We start from the raw sequence: 18,917 nt of genomic DNA, 5'->3' as shown, positions 1-18,917 counted from the left end.
CTGCGGGAGCAGGTCTCAGGCGTCCGGCGCCGTGGCGAGGAGGGCAGGCGTCGCGGCGCAGGCCGCGCACGTGCCCCAGTAGATGACCTCCGCCTCGTCGACGACGAAGCCGTCGACGGGCCCGCCGGACGCACCGGGGACGAGGCACGGGGCGGCCCCGACGGCGCAGTCGACGTCACGCACCTCGCCGCACGCGCGGCAGACGAGGTGGTGGTGGTTGTCGCCGACCCGCAGCTCGAAGCGCGCGGGGGACCCGGCGGGCTCGATGCGGCGCACGAGGCGGGCCCGCCCGAGCGCCGCGAGGACGTCGTAGACCGCCTGCACGGACACCCGGCCCAGCCGCTCGCGCACCGCCCGCACGACGTCGTCGGCGTCGGCGTGCGGCGCGCCGCGCAGCACCTCGAGGACGGCGACCCGCTGGTCCGTGACCCGCAGCCCGCTCCCGCGCAGGAGGGCCGGGGCGTCCGGCGCGGCGGGGACGGTCGTGCCGGCCGGCCCGGGCGTCAGCGGACCGCTCCGGTCAGCCGCTCGCCCGGCCCGTCGCCCGGGGCGTCCGGCACGACCGACGCCTCGCGGAAGGCGAGCTGGAGGGACCGCAGCCCGTCGCGCAGCGCGCGGGCGTGCTGGTTGCCGAGGTCGGGGGCCGCGGCCGTCACGAGGCCGGCCAGGGCGGTGATGAGCACACGGGCCTCGGCGAGGTCCAGGTGGGCCGCGGCGTCGGCGTCCTCGGCGAGGCCGCACTTGACGGCCGCCGCGCTCATGAGGTGGACGGCCGCCGTCGTGATGACCTCGACGGAGGGCACCTCCGCGATGTCCCGGAGCTCCGCGCCGCCGGTGGCGGCCGGGGGGAGGGCCTCGGTGGTCCCCTGGGCCGGCGGGCTGCTCGTCGTGGGGGTGGCGTCCATGGCTGCTACTCTCCCATGCAGACCGCCCGCGCCTGCCCGCCCCCTCGCCAGGGGGCGCCGGGAGCGGGACGCCAAGCGGAGGCCAGCCTCCCACCCGCGAGCGACCTCGGACGACTGCCCCGGCAGCCGGCCCGCAGGTGGCCGGGTCCCGGTCCGTGCGGCCCCGGCCGTGCGTGCGCCCCGTGGCGCGCCCCGGCAGGGGTGCCCGCGGGCTACCGGACCCCGGGTGGGGCGTCACCGCCGACGCGACCACGGCCCGGGGGACCGCCCCGGCCGCGGCGGTACCGCACGCACGACGAGGGAGCAGCACATCAGCGAACCGCGCATCAACGACCGGATCCGCGTCCCCGAGGTCCGCCTGGTCGGTCCCGGCGGGGAGCAGGTCGGGATCGTCCGCGTCGAGGACGCCCTCCGCCTGGCCCAGGAGGCCGACCTCGACCTGGTCGAGGTCGCCCCGCAGGCGCGACCGCCCGTCTGCAAGCTCATGGACTTCGGCAAGTTCAAGTACGAGGCCGACATGAAGGCGCGCGAGGCGCGCAAGAACCAGGCCAACACGGTGCTGAAGACCGTGCGCCTGCGCCTGAAGATCGACCCGCACGACTACGCCACGAAGAAGGGCCAGGCCGAGAAGTTCCTCTCCGCGGGGGACAAGGTCAAGGTCATGATCATGTTCCGCGGCCGCGAGCAGTCGCGGCCGGAGATGGGCTACCGCCTCCTCCAGCGCATGGCGACCGACGTCGGCGAGCTCGGCTCGGTCGAGAGCGCGCCGATGCAGGACGGCCGCAACATGGTCATGGTCATCGGCCCGCACCGGAAGAAGGCGGAGGCGAAGGCCGAGGCCAAGGCCGAGCAGCGGCGCCGCAAGGACGCCGAGGCGTCGGCGGCCGCCCCGGCGGAGCCCGAGGCCGAGGACGTGGCCGAGGACGCCCCGGCGACCGCGGACGCGACGACCACGGCCGCGCCGGCCGCGGACGGGTCCGCGACGGCCTGAGCACCACCGCAGCACCACGACGTCCCGGCCGCCCCGGCGGCCGGTGAGCACACCCCCAGCACCAGCACGACCGAGACGAGGAGCGGCACCATGCCGAAGAACAAGACCCACAGCGGTGCCAAGAAGCGTCTGCGCCTCACGGGCACCGGCAAGGTGATGCGCGAGCGCGCAGGCCGTCGCCACCTCTTCGAGGGCAAGTCCTCCCGCGTCACCCGCCGCCTGGCGGGCGACGTCGAGGTCGCCGGCGCCGACGCGAAGCGCGCCCGCCGCCTCCTCGGGAAGTGAGCCGCGGCGTCGGCCCCCGGCCGGCGCCCGCCCCCGAGCACCGCACCACCACCGAACCCCCGGCCCGTAGGGCCGACGACGTACCGAGGAGCACCACGTGGCACGCGTGAAGCGGGCGGTCAACGCCCAGAAGAAGCGCCGGGAGGTCCTGGAGCAGGCCAGCGGCTACCGCGGTCAGCGCTCGCGGCTGTACCGCAAGGCCAAGGAGCAGGTCACCCACTCGCTGGTCTACGCCTACCGCGACCGCAAGGCGCGCAAGGGCGACTTCCGCCGGCTGTGGATCCAGCGCATCAACGCGGGCGCCCGCGCCCACGGCATGACCTACAACCGCTTCGTCCAGGGCCTCAAGGCCGCGGGCGTCGAGGTCGACCGCCGCATGCTCGCCGAGCTCGCGGTCCACGACGAGGCGGCCTTCGCGCAGCTCGTCGAGCTGGCCCGCGCCAACGTGCCGGCCCAGACCTCGCAGCCGGCCGCCGGCGCGGCGGCCTGAGGCACGCCACGAGCGCGACGACGGGGCGTCCCGACGCCGCCGTGCTGACCAGCCCCCGCGCCGAGCGGGTGCGGTCGGTGCGGCGGCTGGCGGGGCGCCCCGCCCGCGTCCGGGCCGGGCTCTTCCTCGCGGAGGGGCCCCAGGCCGTGCGCGAGGCGGTGCCCGCGGGCGCCGTCCGCGACCTCTACGGCACGCCGGAGGCGCTGGCCCGGCACGACGACGTCGTCGCCGCCGCCCTCGAGCGGGGCGTGCCCGTCCGGCCCTGCACCGACGAGGTGCTCGCCGCGATGGCCGACACCGTCACCCCGCAGGGGCTCGTGGCCGTCTGCCGTCCCGTCGACGTCCCCCTCGCCGAGGTGCTCGCCGCCTCCCCGCGGCTCGTCGCGGTCCTCCACGAGGTCCGCGACCCCGGGAACGCCGGCACCGTCCTGCGCGCCGCCGACGCGGCCGGCGCGGACGCCGTCGTCCTCACGGCGGGCAGCGTCGACCCGTACAACCCCAAGTGCGTCCGCTCGACGGCGGGCAGCCTCTTCCACCTCCCCGTCGTCGTGGGCGCGGACCTCGACGCCGCGCTCGCAGGTCTGCGGGACGCCGGCTGCGCCGTCCTGGCCGCCGACGGCGAGGGCGACGTCGACCTCGACGACCTGTCCGACCGCGCCGACGCCGCCCGCCTCGGCCTCGCGGAGGACGGCGGCCCCCTCGCCGGGCCCGTCGCGTGGGTGTTCGGCACCGAGGCGCAGGGCCTCCCGCCCGCGGCCCTCGCGCTGGCCGACGACGTCGTCCGGGTCCCGGTCCACGGGCGGGCGGAGAGCCTCAACCTCGCCACGGCCGCGACGGTGTGCCTCTACGCCGCCGCCCGCGGGGGGCGCCAGGGCCGCCGGGCCGGGGACCTGCCGGCCGGCGCGACGGGTCCCGCGTGAGCGTCCCCGACGGCGTCACGGCGCTGGACCCCGCGGACGTGCCCGACGGCCTCGTCGTGGCGGACGCCGACGCCCGGGTCGTCGTCGTCACCCGCGAGGCGGAGCGCTGCCTCGGCCTGGCCGCGGCCGACCTCCTCGGCCGCGACGTCCGCGAGGCGCTGCCCTGGCAGGACGCCTCCGGGCGCCGCTGGTGGGCGTGCACGGACCCCTGGGGCGGCCTCGCCACCCGCCGCGGGCACCGCGAGCGCCTGCTCGTGCAGCCGGGCGGGCGCGAGCTGCTCGTCGCCGCGCGGTACGTGCGCCCGGGCCGCGGCGAGCCCGTGAGCCGCGTCGTCCTGTCGCTGCGGACCACGGGGGAGCGGCGCCGGACGCAGGAGGACTCGGCCGGCCTCATCGCGACGGTGGCGCACGAGCTCCGCTCGCCACTCACGAGCGTCAAGGGCTTCACCTCGACGCTCCTGCGGCGCTGGGACCGCTTCACCGACGAGCAGAAGCAGCTCATGCTCCGGACGGTCGAGCACGACGCCGACCGCGTCACCCGCCTCATCACCGAGCTCCTCGACATCTCCCGCATCGACGCGGGGCGGCTCGAGGTGCGCACGCTGCCGCTCGACGTCGGCGAGGCGCTGCGGGCCCACGCCGGACGGGCCGTCGCCTCGGGCCTCGACCCGGCGCGCGTCGAGGTCGTGGCGCCGCCCGCCGCCGACCTGCCCGAGGTCTGGGTCGACCGCGACCGGCTGGACCAGGTCCTCGGCAACCTCGTCGAGAACGCCGTCCGGCACGGCGACGGCCTCGTCCGCCTCTCCCTCGGCACCGGCCCGCTGACGGCGGAGGCGCTCGACGACGAGCCGCGCGCCGACGCCGAGGCCGTCGTCGTCTGCGTCGAGGACGCGGGCCGCGGGATCGCCGAGGAGCACATCCCCAACGTCTTCTCGAAGTTCTGGCGCGGGGAGAGCCGGGGCGGCACGGGCCTCGGGCTCTACGTCGTCCGCGGCCTCGTCGAGGCGCACGGCGGCCGCATCGTCGTCCGGCGCTCCGACCTCGGCGGCGCCCGCTTCGTCCTCACCCTGCCGACGGGCGACCCGACCGCCGACGCGCACGCCGACCTCCTCGCCGACCTCGGCGCCGACCTCCCGGCCGGCCCGCGGACGGCGGGCGTGCCCGTCGTCCGCCCGCACGCCGGCTGAGCCCCCTCCACCGGCGCGGGGGAAAGGGGGGCGAGGCCCGGCGGGCGACCTCCCTAGACTCTGCCCCCGTGCCCGACCCCACCGAGACCCCCGAGCCCGCCGAGGACGCGACCGCCGTCGACCCCCGGGACGCCGCGGCCGTCGGGGCGGCGGAGGAGGCCGCGCTCGCCGCGCTGGCCGCCGCGCCGGACCTCGACGCCCTCACCGCCGTCGTGCGGGCCCACACCGGCGAGCGGAGCCCGCTCTCGCTGGCCAACCGCGCCATCGGGTCCCTGCCCGGGCCGGAGAAGGCCGCCGCCGGCAAGAGCGTCGGGCAGGCCCGTCGGCGGGTCTCCGCCGCGGCCGCCGAGCGGCGCGAGGCGCTCGAGGCCGAGCGCGACGCCGCCGTCCTCGTCACGGAGGCGCAGGACCTCACGCAGCCGACCGCGCGCCTGCCGCGCGGGGCGCGCCACCCCCTCAGCGGGCTCGTCGACCGGGTCGAGGACTTCTTCACCGGGCTCGGCTGGGACGTCCTCGAGGGACCCGAGGTCGAGGCGGGGTGGTTCAACTTCGACGCCCTCAACTTCGGGCCCGACCACCCGGCCCGCCAGATGCAGGACACCTTCTTCGTCGAGCCGGCGGAGGCCGGGCTCGTGCTGCGCACCCACACCTCGCCGGTCCAGGCGCGGGCGCTGCTCGACCACGGGGCGCCCCTCTACGTCGCGGTGCCCGGCCGGGTCTTCCGCACCGACGAGCTCGACGCCACCCACACCCCCGTCTTCACGCAGGTCGAGGGCCTCGCGGTCGACGAGCACCTGACGATGGCGCACCTGCGCGGCACGCTCGACGCGCTCGCCGTCGCCCTCCTGGGCGAGGGCACGACGACGCGCCTGCGGCCCGCGTTCTTCCCCTTCACCGAGCCGAGCGCGGAGCTCGACGTGCGCTGCCCGCAGTGCGAGGGCACGGGCCGCACGGCGCCCGGCTCCGCGGCGGCGGTCGGCGCCGCGACGGCCGCCGAGGACGCGTCGTCCACCCGCACCGACGAGGTGCCGTGCCGCACCTGCGGCGCGACCGGCTGGATCGAGTGGGGCGGCTGCGGGATGGTCAACCCCCACGTGCTGCGCGCCGCGGGCGTGGACCCGGAGCGCTTCTCCGGCTTCGCCTTCGGGATGGGGATCGAGCGCACCCTGATGTTCCGCAACCTGGTGGGAGACATGCGCGACATGGTCGAGGGCGACGTCCGCTTCAGCCGTCAGCTCGGGGGCGACCTCTGATGCGGGTCGGGGTGGGCTGGCTCGCCGAGGTCACCGACGTCGACCGGACGGGCACGCCGCGGGAGGTCGCCGAGCGCGTCGCCGCGGTGCTCGTGCGCGTGGGCCTGGAGGAGGAGGGGCTCTCGGGCGGCGACGTGACCGGGCCCGTCGTCGTCGGCCGCGTGCTGTCCGCGGAGCCGGAGCCGCAGAAGAACGGCAAGACGATCCACTGGTGCCAGGTCGACGTCGGCGAGGCCGAGCCCCGCGGGATCGTCTGCGGCGCCTCCAACTTCGGCGCGGGCGACCGCGTGGTGGTCAGCCTGCCCGGTGCCGTGCTGCCGGGGGGCTTCGCCATCGCGCCGCGCCGCACGTACGGGCACGTGTCCGACGGGATGATCTGCTCGGCCGCCGAGCTGGGCCTGGGCGACGACGGCGCGGACGGCATCGTCGTCCTCACCGAGCTGCTCGGGGCGGCGGCGGACGGCGTGCGGCCCGGCGACGACGCCGTCGCGCTCCTCGGCCTCGACGACCACGTCGTCGAGGTCAACGTCACCCCCGACCGCGGCTACGCGCTGAGCGTCCGCGGCCTCGGGCGCGAGCACGCCCACGGCCGCCGCCTGGACGTGGCGACCGCCTTCCGCGACCCCGTGGCCGACGTCGCCACGGCCCCGCCCGGCGGCAGCCGCGGCGTCGTCCTCGCCGACGACGGTCTCGACGGGCGGCCGGGCGCGACCCGGTTCACGACCCGGCTCGTGCGCGGGGTCGACCCCGCCCGCCCGACGCCGTGGTGGCTGCGCCGCCGGCTCGTCCAGGCGGGCGTGCGACCGGTCTCGGTCGTCGTCGACGTCACCAACTACGTCATGCTCCTCATCGGCCAGCCGCTCCACGCCTACGACGCGGCCCGCCTCGACGGCGACCTCGTCGTCCGGCGCGCGCGGGCGGGCGAGCGCCTCGTCACGCTCGACGACGTGGACCGGGCGCTCGACCCCGAGGACCTCGTCATCGCCGACGGGACGGACGGCGCCCGCGCCGTCGGGCTGGCCGGCGTCATGGGCGGTGCGTCGACGGAGGTGACGGGCGCCACGCGCGACGTCGTCCTCGAGGCGGCCTGCTTCGACCCGGTGTCCGTCGCGCGCACCGCGCGCCGGCACAAGCTGCCCAGCGAGGCGAGCCGCCGGTTCGAGCGGGGGGTCGACCCCGCGCTCGCGGCGGCCGCGTCGCAGCTGGCCGTCGACCTCCTCGTGGCCCACGCCGGCGGGGAGCCGGAGGAGGGGCTCGTCGACGTCGGCGACGTCGTCCGCCCCGCGCCGGTCCGCCTGCCCCTCGGCGAGGCCGAGCGCCTCGTCGGCGTCGCGTACACCGCCGAGGACGTCACGGGGGCGCTGGCGCAGGTGGGCTGCTCCGTCGCCCCCGCGGGCGCCGACGACGTCGTCGAGGTGACGCCGCCGACGTGGCGGCCGGACCTGCTCCAGGCCGCCGACCTCGTCGAGGAGGTGGCCCGCCTGCACGGCTACGACGCCATCGGCTCGGAGCTGCCGCGCGCCCTGCCCGGCACGGCCGGCCAGGGCGGTCTCCCGCCGCGGCGCCGCGCCGTCCGCGCGGTGACGCGGGCGCTCGTGGCCGCCGGCCTCGTGGAGGTCCTCAGCTACCCCTTCGTCGCGCCGGGCCGCGCCGACGAGCTGGGGCTGCCCGCCGACGACGAGCGTCGCCATGCCCTGCGCCTGCTCAACCCGCTGCGCGAGGAGGAGCCCCTCCTGCGCACGAGCCTCCTCGCGACGCTGCCGGACACGTTGCGCCGCAACGTCGGCCGCGGCGCCGAGGACGTGGCGCTGCTCGAGGTCGGCGCCGTGACGCGGCCCGGGCCGCACCGCGACGTCGCCCCGCCGCCGAGCCCCTCGACGGCCCGCCGCCCGACGACCGAGGAGGAGGCCGCCGTCCGCGCGGCCGTGCCGGCGCAGCCGCTGCACCTCGCGGCGCTGCTGTCCGGCCGTCGGGTGCCCAAGGACTGGGAGGGCGCCGGCCGCGCCGTCGACGCGCGCGACGCCGTCGAGCTCGCCCTGCTCGTCGGCGAGGTCCTCGGCGTCCCCCTGGCCCCCGTCGCCGACCCCGACCGCGCGCCCTTCCACCCGGGGCGCTGCGTCGGGCTGCACCTGCCGACGGGCGACGTCGTCGGGCACGCGGGCGAGCTGGCCCCGCGGGCCGTGGCCGCGCTGGGGCTGCCCGCCCGCACGGTGGGCCTCGAGCTCGACCTCGACGCGCTCGTCGCGGCCCTGCCGGGGCCGAGGCGGGCCGCGCCGGTCCCCGTCGTCCCCGTCGTCAAGCAGGACGTCGCCCTCGTCGTCGACGCCGACGTGCCGGCCGCCGCCGTCGGGCGCGCCCTGCGCGGGGGCGCCGGGGCGTACGCCGAGGAGGTCCGCCTCGTCGACGTCTACGAGGGCGAGCAGGTCGGCGAGGGCCGCCGCTCCCTGGCGTGGGCCCTGCGCCTGCGGGCCCGCGACCGCACCCTGACGACCGCCGAGGCGTCCGAGGTGCGGGAGGCCGCCGTCGCCGCCGCGGCCGCCGCGACCGGGGCGGTGCTGCGCGGCACCTGACGCCGGGCCCGGGCGGCCGCCACGACCACCCGTGCATGCATGACCATCCGTGGGTGTGTATGGTCATGCACATGGTGCAGGTGGCGGTCGCCGGGGCGAGCGGGTACGCGGGGGCGGAGGTGTGCCGCCTCCTCCTCGGCCACCCGGACGTGACGGTGGGGGCGCTGACGGCGGGCTCCAGCGCGGGCTCGGCGCTGGGGGAGCACGCCCCGCACCTCCTGCCGCTCGCGGACCGGGTGCTCGGCCCGACCGACGCGGAGACCCTCGCGGGCGCGGACGTCGTGGTCCTCGCCCTCCCGCACGGCGCCTCCGGGCCCCTGGCGGCCGAGCTGGGCGACGGCGTCCTCGTCGTTGACGCCGCCGCCGACCACCGGCTCGTCGACCCCGCCGCGTGGGAGGCCTTCTACGGCAGCGACCACGCCGGGACCTGGCCGTACGCGCTCCCCGAGCTGCTGCTGGCCGGGGGAGGGCGGCAGCGCGACGCCCTCGTCGGCGCGCGCCGCCTCGCGGTGCCGGGCTGCTACCCGACGGCGTGCGTCCTGGCGCTGGCCCCGGGGATGGCCGCGGGCGTCTGCGAGCCCGAGGACGTCGTCGTCGTCGCCGCGTCGGGCACGTCCGGCGCGGGGCGCGCCGCCAAGGTCGGGATGCTCGGCGCCGAGGTCATGGGCTCGATGTCCCCCTACGGCGTCGGGGGCGTGCACCGGCACACGCCCGAGGTCGAGCAGGGCCTCTCGCAGGCCGCCGGCCGGCCCGTCACCGTCTCCTTCACCCCGACCCTCGCGCCCATGCCGCGCGGCATCCTCGCGACCGCGACGGCGCACGCCGCCCCGGGCGCCACGGCGTCCGCCGTGCGCGCCGCGTGGGAGGACGCCTACGCGGACGAGCCCTTCGTCCACCTCCTGCCGCCGGGCCGCTGGCCGCGGACCAAGGACGTCGCCGGCTCGAACGCCGTCCACCTCCAGGTGGCGCTCGACGAGCGGGTCGGCCGCGTCGTCGCGGTCGCCGCCGTCGACAACCTGGTCAAGGGCACCGCGGGGGCCGCCGTGCAGGGGATGAACCTCGCGCTGGGCCTGCCGGAGAGCACCGGTCTGCCGCTCGTCGGGCTCGCGCCGTGAGCGTCACCGCGCCCGCGGGCTTCCGGGCGGCCGGCGTCACCGCCGGGCTCAAGCCCAGCGGCCGCCCCGACGTCGCGCTCGTCGTCAACGACGGGCCGCAGGACTCCCTCGCCGCCGTCTTCACCTCCAACCGGTGCAAGGCCGCGCCCGTGCTGTGGTCCGAGGTCGTCGCGCGCGGCGGCCGCGGCCGGGCGGTCGTCCTCAACTCCGGCGGCGCCAACTGCTACACGGGCCCCGAGGGCTTCGCGACGACGCATGGCACCGCCGAGCACGTCGCCGGGCTGCTCGGGGTCGGCGCCGGCGAGGTGGTCGTCTGCTCCACCGGCATCATCGGCGAGCAGCTCGACCGGCCCCGCCTGCTGGCCGGGGTGGACGCCGCCGCGGCCGCGCTGGGGGCCGACGGCGGGCACGACGCCGCGGTCGCCGTCATGACGACGGACACCCGTCCCAAGGAGGCCGTCGCGGCCGGCGACGGCTGGACGGCGGGCGGTCTCGCCAAGGGCGCCGGCATGCTCGCCCCGGCGCTCGCGACGATGCTCGTCGTCCTCACCACCGACGCGGTCGTCACCCCCGCCGACGCCGACGCGGCCCTGCGCCGGGCGACCGCGCTGACCTTCGACCGCCTCGACTCCGACGGCTGCCAGTCGACCAACGACACCGTCGTGCTCCTCGCGAGCGGTGCCTCCGGCGTCACCGCGGACGCCGACGCCCTCGCCGCGGTGCTGACGCCGCTGTGCGACGACCTCGCGACGCAGCTCCTCGGCGACGCCGAGGGCAGCGAGCACGACGTCTCGATCACCGTGCGCGGCGCGGCGTCCGAGGCGGACGCGCTGGAGGTCGGCCGCGCCGTCGCGCGCAGCAACCTCCTCAAGACCGCGATCTTCGGCCGCGACCCCAACTGGGGCCGCGTCATGGCGGCGGTCGGCACGACGTCGGCCGCCTTCGACCCCGCCGTGCTCGACGTCTCCTTCAACGGCGTCGCGGTGTGCCGGGACGGCGGCGTGGGGGAGCCGCGCCACCTCGTGGACCTCACCGCCCGCGCCGTGACGATCGACGTGGACCTCAAGGAAGGGCAGGCGCAGGCGACCGTGCGCACCAACGACCTCACGCACGCCTACGTGCACGAGAACTCGGCGTACACGACGTGACCGCCGCCGAGCCCCTCCCGGGCGACCCGGCCGCCGGCCTGTCCGCCGGCGCCAAGGCCGCCGTCCTCGTCGAGGCCCTGCCGTGGCTGCAGCGCTTCGCGGGCGAGGTCGTCGTCGTCAAGTACGGCGGCAACGCCATGACCGACGACCGGCTGCGCCGCGCCTTCGCCGCCGACATGGTCTTCCTGCGCTCGGTGGGCGTGCGGCCCGTCGTCGTCCACGGCGGCGGCCCGCAGATCTCCTCGATGCTCGACCGGCTCGGCATCGAGAGCGAGTTCCGCGGCGGCCTGCGCGTCACCTCGCCCGAGGCGATGGACGTCGTCCGCATGGTGCTCGTCGGCCAGGTCGGCCGGGAGCTCGTGGGGATGCTCAACGCCCACGGCCCCCTCGCGGTCGGCCTGTCCGGCGAGGACGCCGGCCTGCTGCGCGCCGTGCGGCGGGAGGCGGTCGTCGACGGCCGTCCCGTGGACGTCGGGCTCGTCGGCGACGTCGTCGAGGTCGACCCCACGGCCGTCCTCGACCTCCTGGAGGCCGGCCGGATCCCCGTCGTCGCGACGGTGGCCCCCGAGGTCGCGGGCACGGCCGACGGTGCCGAGGGGGTCGTCGTCGACGACGACCTCGCCGCGGGCGCGGTCCTCAACGTCAACGCGGACACGGCCGCCGCGGCCATCGCCGCGGCGCTCGGCGCGGCCAAGCTCGTCGTCCTCACGGACGTCGAGGGGCTCTACGCCGACTGGCCCGACCGGTCCTCGCTCGTCCGGTCGATCACGACGGGCGAGCTCGAGGGGCTCCTGCCCACGCTCGACGCCGGGATGATCCCCAAGATGGAGGCCTGCCTGCGGGCCGTGCAGTCCGGCGTCCCGCAGGCCACCGTGCTCGACGGCCGCGTGGAGCACGCCGTGCTGCTCGAGGTCTTCACGCCCGAGGGCGTCGGCACCCAGGTGGTGCCCGGATGAGCGCCCCCGCCTCCACCCCCGTCGGCGGCGACGCCGGGCGCGCGCTCGCCGAGGTGCCCGGCCTCGAGGCCCTGCAGCACCCCGGCGACGTGGCCACCCGCTACGCGGGCGCCCTCATGGGCACCTACGGCACGCCGCAGCGGGTCCTCGTCCGCGGCGAGGGCGCGTGGGTCTGGGACGACCGGGGCCGGCGCTACCTCGACCTCCTCGCGGGCATCGCCGTCAACGCCCTCGGCCACGCGCACCCGGTGCTGACGGCGGCCGTGACGGCGCAGATGGCGACGCTGGGCCACGTCTCCAACTTCTTCGCGACGGGCCCGCAGGTCGCCCTCGCCGAGCGCCTCCTCGAGCTGCTCGGGGCGCCGTCCGGCAGCCGGGTCTTCCTCTGCAGCAGCGGGGCCGAGGCCAACGAGGGCGCCTTCAAGATGGCGCGCCGCACCGGCCGGCCCACCGTCCTGGCGCTCGAGGGCGGCTTCCACGGCCGCACGATGGGTGCGCTCGCGATGACGGCCAAGCAGGCCATCCGCGCCCCCTTCGAGCCGCTGCCGGGCGGCGTGCGGCACCTCCCGCACGGCGACGTCGACGCGCTGGAGGCGGCGCTCGCCGGGGAGGCCGGGCGCTCCGTCGCGGCGCTCGTCGTCGAACCGGTGCAGGGGGAGGCCGGGGTCAGGCCGCTGCCCGAGGGCTACCTCGCGCGGGCCCGTGCCCTCACCGCCGAGGCCGGCGCCCTGCTCGTCGTCGACGAGGTCCAGACGGGCATCGGCCGCACCGGCCGCTGGTTCGCCTCCGCCGGTCCCGACGGCCGGGTGGACGCCGACGTCGTCACCCTCGCCAAGGGGCTCGGCGGCGGGCTGCCCGTCGGTGCCGTCGTCGGGCTCGGCGAGGGGCCGGGCGCGCTGCTCGGCGCCGGTCAGCACGGCACGACCTTCGGCGGCAACCCCGTGTGCGCCGCCGCCGCGCTCGCCGTCCTCCACGTCGTCGAGCGCGACGGCCTCGTCGACCGGGCCGCGTCCCTCGGCGCCCGGTGGGCCGCCGACCTCGCGTCCGTCGACGACCCCACCGGCCTGCTCGCGGGGGTCCGCGGCGAGGGGCTGCTCCTCGCGCTGCGGCTCGCGCGCCCCGAGGCCCCGGCCGTGGCCGCGGCCGCCCTCGACGCGGGCTTCGTCGTCAACGCCGTGGCGCCCGACGCCGTCCGGCTCGCCCCGCCACTGGTCCTCACCGACGAGCAGGCCGACTCCTTCACGGCGGCCCTGCCCGGGGTCCTCGCCGCGGCCGACGCGGCCTCCTCCGCGCCCGGGGCGACGCCGTGAGCGACGCCGCGGAGACGCCGGCCGCCGCGCAGGGCGGCCGGGCCGCGACCCGGACGGCCCGCCAGGCGCTCGTCGTCGACCTCCTGCGCTCGCGGCCCGTGCGCTCGCAGCCCGAGCTCGCCGGCCTGCTCGCCGCGGCGGGCACCGAGGTGACCCAGGCGACGCTCTCGCGCGACCTCGTGGAGATCGGCGCGCAGAAGGTCCGCGACCCCGAGCACGGCCTCGTCTACGCCGTCCCGGGCGAGGGCGGGGACCGGCGGCCCGTCGCCGCGCAGGCGCCCGGCACGTCCCTGGCCCGCCTCGCCCGGCTGTGCGAGGAGCTGCTCGTCACCGCCGAGGCCTCCGGGCCCTTCGTCGTCGTCCGCACGCCCCCGGGCGCCGCGCAGTACCTCGCCCAGGCGCTCGACACGGCGGTCCTGCCCGAGGTCCTCGGGACCATCGCCGGTGACGACACCGTCCTCGTCATCGGCCGCGGCGACGGCGAGGCCACGGCCCGCCGGCTGCTCGACCTCGCGGCGGGGCGCACGAGCGCCGCGCCGCCACCAGACTGACCCGCCGGACCCCCGCGCGGTGCGCCCCGCCGCACCGCCCGCAGCACCAGACCACCAGCACCCACGCCCCCAAGGAGCACCCGTGACCGACCGCGTCGTCCTCGCCTACTCGGGAGGGCTCGACACCTCCGTGGCCATCGGCTGGATCGCCGAGCGCACCGGCGCCGAGGTGGTGGCCGTGGCCGTCGACGTCGGCCAGGGCGGCGAGGACCTCGACGTCATCCGGCAGCGCGCGCTCGCCTGCGGCGCCGTCGAGGCCGAGGTCGCCGACGCCCGCGACGAGTTCGCCGACGAGTACTGCCTGCCGGCGCTGCAGGCGGGCGCGCTCTACATGGACCGCTACCCGCTCGTGTCGGCCATCTCGCGCCCCGTCATCGTCAAGCACCTCGTGGCCGCCGCCCGCCAGCACGGCGCGTCCGTCGTCGCCCACGGCTGCACCGGCAAGGGCAACGACCAGGTGCGGTTCGAGGTCGGCATCCAGAGCCTCGCGCCGGAGCTGTCCTGCATCGCCCCGGTCCGCGACCTGGCCCTCACCCGCGACAAGGCCATCGAGTTCGCGCAGGCCCACGAGCTGCCCATCGAGACGACGAAGAACAACCCGTTCTCCATCGACCAGAACGTCTGGGGCCGCGCCGTCGAGACGGGCTTCCTCGAGGACATCTGGAACGCGCCGACGAAGGACGTCTACAGCTACACCGAGGAGCCGGGCCAGTCCCCGGGCCCGGACGAGGTCGTCGTCGCCTTCGAGCGCGGCGTCCCGGTGGCCGTCGACGGCCGCCGCGTCACGGTGCTGCAGGCGATCGAGGAGCTCAACCGCCGCGCGGGCGCCCAGGGCGTCGGGCGGATCGACATGGTCGAGGACCGCCTCGTGGGCATCAAGAGCCGCGAGGTCTACGAGGCGCCGGGCGCCATCGCGCTGCTGACGGCGCACGAGGAGCTCGAGAACGTCACCCTCGAGCGCGACCTCGCCCGCTTCAAGCGCGGGGTCTCCCAGCGCTGGTCCGAGCTCGTCTACGACGGCCTGTGGTTCTCGCCGCTGAAGCGCGCCCTCGACGTCTTCGTCGCGGAGAGCCAGGAGCACGTCACCGGCGAGGTGCGGATGACGCTGCACGCCGGCAGCGCCGTCGTCACCGGCCGCCGCAGCGCGACGAGCCTCTACGACTTCTCGCTCGCCACCTACGACTCGGGCGACACCTTCGACCAGTCGCTGGCCAAGGGCTTCGTCGACATCTGGGGCCTGCCGAGCAAGATCGCCGCCGGGCGCGACCAGCGCGCCACCCGTGGCTGAGGCGGCCGGGGCGTCGGGCGCGACCGCCGGGGGGACCGGGGAGGGGCGCCTGTGGGGCGCCCGCTTCGCCGGCGGCAGCGCCGACGCGCTGACCGAGCTCTCGCGCTCGACGCACTTCGACTGGCGGCTGGCGCGGCACGACCTCGCCGGCTCCCGGGCGCACGCCCGGGTCCTCCACGGCGCGGGCCTGCTGACGGCGGAGCAGCTCGACGGCATGCTCGCCGCGCTCGACGGCCTCGAGGCCGACGTCGTGGCGGGCACCTTCGGGCCGCTGCCCTCGGACGAGGACGTGCACGGCGCGCTCGAGCGAGGGCTGCTCGAGCGGGCCGGCGCGGACCTCGGCGGCCGCCTGCGCGCGGGGCGCTCGCGCAACGACCAGATCGCCACCCTCGTGCGCTCGTGGCTGCGCGAGGAGCTGCGCGTCGTCGCGGGCCTCCTCCTCGACCTCGTCGACGCGCTCGCCGACCAGGCGGCCGCCCACCCGACGGCGCCCATGCCGGGGCGGACGCACCTGCAGCACGCCCAGCCGCTGCTGCTCGCGCACCACCTGCTCGCCCACGCGTGGCCGCTGCTGCGCGACGTCGAGCGCCTGCGCGACTGGGACGCCCGTGCCGCCCGGTCGCCGTACGGCTCGGGGGCCCTCGCGGGCTCGTCGCTGGGGCTGGACCCGGCGGCCGTGGCGGCCGAGCTCGGCTTCGACGGCCCGGTCGAGAACTCCGTCGACGGGACGGCGTCGCGCGACGTCGTCGCCGAGGCCTGCTTCGTCCTGGCCATGGCGGGGGTGGACCTGTCGCGGCTGTCGGAGGAGGTCGTCCTCTGGGCGACGAAGGAGTTCTCCTTCGTCGTGCTCGACGACGCCTACTCGACGGGGTCGAGCATCATGCCCCAGAAGAAGAACCCCGACGTGGCCGAGCTGGCCCGCGGCAAGGCCGGCCGCCTCGTCGGCGACCTCGTCGGCCTGCTGACGACGCTCAAGGGCCTCCCGCTCGCGTACAACCGCGACCTGCAGGAGGACAAGGAGCCGGTGTTCGACGCCGTCGACACCCTGCAGGTGCTGCTGCCCGCGGTGACGGGGATGGTGGCGACGCTCGTCTTCCGCACCGACCGGATGGCCGAGCTGGCGCCCCAGGGCTTCTCCCTGGCGACCGACGTCGCGGACTGGCTCGTGCGGGCGGGGGTCCCCTTCCGCGAGGCCCACGAGGTGGCGGGCGCCTGCGTGCGCCGCTGCGAGGAGCGGGGCGTCGAGCTCGCCGACCTCACGGACGACGACCTCGCGGCCGTCTCCGGGCACCTCACGCCCGCCGTGCGCGAGGTGCTGACCGTCGAGGGGTCGATCGCCTCGCGCGACGCCGTCGGCGGGACGGCGCCCGTCCGCGTGGCCGAGCAGCTGGCGGCCGCGCGGGAGCGCAGCGCCGGGCTGCGGGCGTGGGCCGAGCGTCTGCCCGGGGCCCCGGCGCCCGCGTGACCCCGCGCCCCCCGGTCGTCCCCGCGGGGCTCCCGGGGCCCGTGCCCCGGGACGCCCTCGCGGGGCCCGTGCTCGAGGTGGCGGCCGACCTGCTCGGCTGCCACCTCGCGCACACGACGGCGGAGGGGACCGTCGTCGTGCGGCTCACCGAGGTCGAGGCGTACGCGGGCCCGGGCGACCCCGGGTCGCACGCCGCCCGGGGTCCGACGCCGCGCACGGCCGTGATGTTCGGCCCGCCGGGGCACCTCTACGTCTACCGCTCGTACGGGCTGCACTGGTGCGTCAACGTCGTCGCCGGGCCGGACGGGACGGCGTCCGCGGTCCTGCTGCGGGCGGGCGAGGTCGTCGCCGGGCACGCGCTGGCGCGGAGCCGTCGGCCTACGGCCCGCGAGGACCGCGACCTGGCGCGGGGGCCGGCACGCCTCACCGTCGCCCTGGGCGTCGACGGGTCGTCCGACGGGCACGACCTCCTCGCCGGCGGCCCGCCGTGGTTGCTCGGGCGCGGGGCCGACGTCGTCGACGCCGCCCGGGTGCGTCGTGGGCCCCGGACGGGCGTCTCCGGGGAGGGCGGCGACGGCGCCCGCTACCCCTGGCGCCTGCACCTCGCGGACGAGCCGTCCGTGTCGCCCTACCGTCGCGCCGCACCGCGACGGCGTCCCGCGACGGCCGGGGCGGCGGCGCCGGGCTCTGGCAGGCTGGACGGGCCGTCCACGACCGTGGGCGGCGCATCGTGAGGGGTGTGGCGTGACGAACGTGCTCGACGAGCTGCGGTGGCGCGGGCTGCTGGGGCAGTCCACCGACGAGGAGGCGCTGCACGGCGCCCTGGCGCAGCCGCTGACCTTCTACGCCGGCTTCGACCCGACGGCGCCGAGCCTCCACATCGGCCATCTCGTCCAGCTGCTGGTGGCCCGCCGCCTCCAGCGCGCGGGGCACCACCCGCTCCTGCTCGTCGGAGGGGCCACCGGGCTCATCGGCGACCCGAAGCCGACCTCCGAGCGGCAGCTCAACGACGCCGACGTCGTCGCCGGCTGGGTGGAGCGGCTGCGGGGGCAGATCGCGCCGTACGTGGACCTCGACGGCCCGGCCGCGGGGCGGCTCGTCAACAACCTCGACTGGACGTCGCAGATGTCGGCCGTCGACCTGCTGCGGGACGTGGGCCGCCACTTCCGGGTCGGGCGGATGCTCGCCAAGGAGGCCGTCGCCGCGCGGATGGCGAGCGACGAGGGCATCGGCTTCGCCGAGTTCAGCTACCAGGTCCTCCAGGCCAACGACTACCTCGAGCTGCACCGCCGGTACGGGTGCACGCTGCAGTTCGGGGGGAGCGACCAGTGGGGGAACATCACCGCCGGCGTGGACCTCGTCCACCGGGTGGCGCGGACGCCGGTGCACGGCTTCACGGTGCCGCTCCTGACGAAGGCCGACGGGACGAAGTTCGGGAAGACCGAGACGGGCACCGTCTGGGTGGACCCGGCGCTCACCTCGCCCTACGCCTTCCACCAGTTCTGGCTGCGGTCGGACGACGCCTCCGTGGGGCGGTACCTGCGCGTGGTCACCGACCGGGGGCCGGAGGAGATCGCGGAGCTGGAACGCGCCACGGAGGAGCGCCCGGGGGCCCGGGAGGCGCAGCGTGCCCTCGCGCACGACGTCACCGCGCTCGTCCACGGGGAGGCCGCCGTCGTCGCCGCGGAGGCCGCGGCCGCCGCCCTCTTCGGGCGGGGGGAGCTGGCGTCCCTCGACGAGCCGACGCTGCGGGCCGCGCTCGCCGAGCTGCCCCAGGTCTCCGTGGGGGAGGGCGCCAGGACGGTGGTGGAGCTCCTCGCCGCCAGCGGGCTGAGCCCGAGCCGGTCGGCGGCCCGCCGCGCCGTCGCGGACGGCGGCGCGTACGTCAACAACGCGGCCGTCGTCGACGGCGACGCCGAGCTCGACCCCGGGCAGCTGCTCCACGGACGGTGGGCCGTGCTCCGCCGCGGCAAGCGGACCCTCGCCGCGGTCGACGCCGCGCCCCGCTGACCCGCCCCGGGCCGGCGTCCGCCCCGGGGGAGCCCCTCGGCGGATGCCCGGTCCGTCGCGCGGGTGAGGCGGCGGGCCCCCGATTTGCCGAGGGCCGCCCCCGTGACCTACCTTTCTCGACGTCGCCCGGCAGGGAGGGACGGACACCGCGAGGTGGCCGGTCCCACCGGGCAGGCCGCCCCCGCAGCCCCGGTCCTCGGACCGCCGCTCGGGGAGCCCCAGAGGTCACGACCCGCTCCGGCGGGGCCGCTCGCCGGCTGGGGTAACGTACGGAGCACGAACTGCCTCCCGGACAGGGTCGGCCTCATGGGGCCGGGTTCCGCGGTGCAGGTCCGTTCCTTGAGAACTCAACAGCGTACCGAAGTCGAATGCCATTTTGTCGGCTGCGGGTTGTCTGGTTGTCCCGTCCGGGGTGGCTGGGTGGTCGTGGTCGGCTTTTTTGCAGTATCTCGGGTGCTCGTCTCGCCAGTGGG

Annotated in this window: 18 protein-coding genes; 16 read left to right on the top strand and 2 right to left on the bottom strand. The window is 77.5% G+C overall.

All coding sequences use genetic code 11. The features are described from left to right. Positions 1-15 precede the first annotated feature (15 nt). Entirely contained in the window at positions 16-507 is a 492-nt protein-coding gene (locus tag EDC03_RS08260) for a Fur family transcriptional regulator (RefSeq protein WP_123380062.1), read from the bottom strand. After that, positions 504-905 (bottom strand): DUF1844 domain-containing protein, encoded by a 402-nt coding sequence (locus tag EDC03_RS08255; RefSeq protein ID WP_123379776.1) that lies wholly within the window; start codon positions 903-905, stop codon positions 504-506. The genes EDC03_RS08260 and EDC03_RS08255 overlap by 4 nt, the downstream gene beginning before the upstream one ends. 310 nt (positions 906-1,215) lie before the next feature. On the opposite strand from EDC03_RS08255, the gene infC reads away from it, so the two are divergent. From infC to tyrS, 16 genes are all read left to right on the top strand, one after another. After that, a complete protein-coding gene (gene infC, locus EDC03_RS08250; RefSeq protein WP_123380061.1) occupies positions 1,216-1,896 on the top strand; it encodes a translation initiation factor IF-3 in 681 nt (226 codons plus the stop codon). 90 nt (positions 1,897-1,986) lie between these two features. Continuing rightward, positions 1,987-2,181: a 50S ribosomal protein L35 gene (gene rpmI / locus EDC03_RS08245; protein ID WP_123379775.1), complete on the top strand. Its 195-nt coding sequence runs from the start codon at positions 1,987-1,989 to the stop codon at positions 2,179-2,181. 97 nt (positions 2,182-2,278) lie between these two features. Then, complete coding sequence (rplT, locus tag EDC03_RS08240; protein WP_123379774.1) at positions 2,279-2,671, top strand: 50S ribosomal protein L20; 393 nt, start codon at positions 2,279-2,281, stop codon at positions 2,669-2,671. Positions 2,672-2,712: 41 nt separating this feature from the next. Beyond that, positions 2,713-3,591: a TrmH family RNA methyltransferase gene (locus EDC03_RS08235; RefSeq protein ID WP_241967097.1), complete on the top strand. Its 879-nt coding sequence runs from the start codon at positions 2,713-2,715 to the stop codon at positions 3,589-3,591. Further along, a complete protein-coding gene (locus tag EDC03_RS08230; protein ID WP_123379773.1) occupies positions 3,588-4,778 on the top strand; it encodes a sensor histidine kinase in 1,191 nt (396 codons plus the stop codon). The genes EDC03_RS08235 and EDC03_RS08230 overlap by 4 nt, the downstream gene beginning before the upstream one ends. Before the next feature lie 68 nt (positions 4,779-4,846). Further along, the gene (gene pheS, locus EDC03_RS08225) at positions 4,847-6,031 is read left to right on the top strand and encodes a phenylalanine--tRNA ligase subunit alpha (protein ID WP_123379772.1); all 1,185 of its coding nucleotides are present in this window, start codon (positions 4,847-4,849) and stop codon (positions 6,029-6,031) included. Beyond that, positions 6,031-8,601: a phenylalanine--tRNA ligase subunit beta gene (gene pheT / locus EDC03_RS08220; protein WP_123379771.1), complete on the top strand. Its 2,571-nt coding sequence runs from the start codon at positions 6,031-6,033 to the stop codon at positions 8,599-8,601. Before pheS ends, pheT begins: the two co-directional genes overlap by 1 nt. A gap of 71 nt (positions 8,602-8,672) precedes the next feature. Continuing rightward, positions 8,673-9,716, top strand: coding sequence for an N-acetyl-gamma-glutamyl-phosphate reductase (gene argC, locus EDC03_RS08215; protein WP_123380059.1), 1,044 nt, complete (start codon positions 8,673-8,675; stop codon positions 9,714-9,716). Then, positions 9,713-10,864, top strand: coding sequence for a bifunctional glutamate N-acetyltransferase/amino-acid acetyltransferase ArgJ (gene argJ, locus EDC03_RS08210; RefSeq protein ID WP_123379770.1), 1,152 nt, complete (start codon positions 9,713-9,715; stop codon positions 10,862-10,864). Before argC ends, argJ begins: the two co-directional genes overlap by 4 nt. Next, a complete protein-coding gene (argB, locus tag EDC03_RS08205) occupies positions 10,861-11,820 on the top strand; it encodes an acetylglutamate kinase (RefSeq protein WP_123379769.1) in 960 nt (319 codons plus the stop codon). Before argJ ends, argB begins: the two co-directional genes overlap by 4 nt. Then, positions 11,817-13,130: an acetylornithine transaminase gene (locus tag EDC03_RS08200; RefSeq protein WP_123379768.1), complete on the top strand. Its 1,314-nt coding sequence runs from the start codon at positions 11,817-11,819 to the stop codon at positions 13,128-13,130. Before argB ends, EDC03_RS08200 begins: the two co-directional genes overlap by 4 nt. After that, positions 13,127-13,681 carry an arginine repressor gene (locus EDC03_RS18560; RefSeq protein WP_123379767.1) on the top strand — a complete coding sequence of 185 codons (555 nt, stop codon included), beginning with the start codon at positions 13,127-13,129 and terminating at the stop codon, positions 13,679-13,681. The genes EDC03_RS08200 and EDC03_RS18560 overlap by 4 nt, the downstream gene beginning before the upstream one ends. 82 nt (positions 13,682-13,763) lie before the next feature. Further along, a complete protein-coding gene (locus EDC03_RS08190) occupies positions 13,764-14,969 on the top strand; it encodes an argininosuccinate synthase (RefSeq protein WP_123379766.1) in 1,206 nt (401 codons plus the stop codon). Next, entirely contained in the window at positions 14,962-16,434 is a 1,473-nt protein-coding gene (gene argH, locus EDC03_RS08185; protein ID WP_123379765.1) for an argininosuccinate lyase, read from the top strand. Before EDC03_RS08190 ends, argH begins: the two co-directional genes overlap by 8 nt. Continuing rightward, positions 16,431-17,168, top strand: coding sequence for a DNA-3-methyladenine glycosylase (locus tag EDC03_RS08180; RefSeq protein WP_123379764.1), 738 nt, complete (start codon positions 16,431-16,433; stop codon positions 17,166-17,168). Before argH ends, EDC03_RS08180 begins: the two co-directional genes overlap by 4 nt. Positions 17,169-17,178: 10 nt before the next feature. After that, a complete protein-coding gene (gene tyrS / locus EDC03_RS08175; RefSeq protein ID WP_123379763.1) occupies positions 17,179-18,444 on the top strand; it encodes a tyrosine--tRNA ligase in 1,266 nt (421 codons plus the stop codon). Positions 18,445-18,917 lie beyond the last annotated feature (473 nt).

Source organism: Pseudokineococcus lusitanus (genome assembly GCF_003751265.1).
Lineage (GTDB): Bacteria > Actinomycetota > Actinomycetes > Actinomycetales > Quadrisphaeraceae > Pseudokineococcus > Pseudokineococcus lusitanus.
Note: the sequence above shows the minus strand (reverse complement) of the source record. Positions and strands in the feature narration are given on the sequence as shown.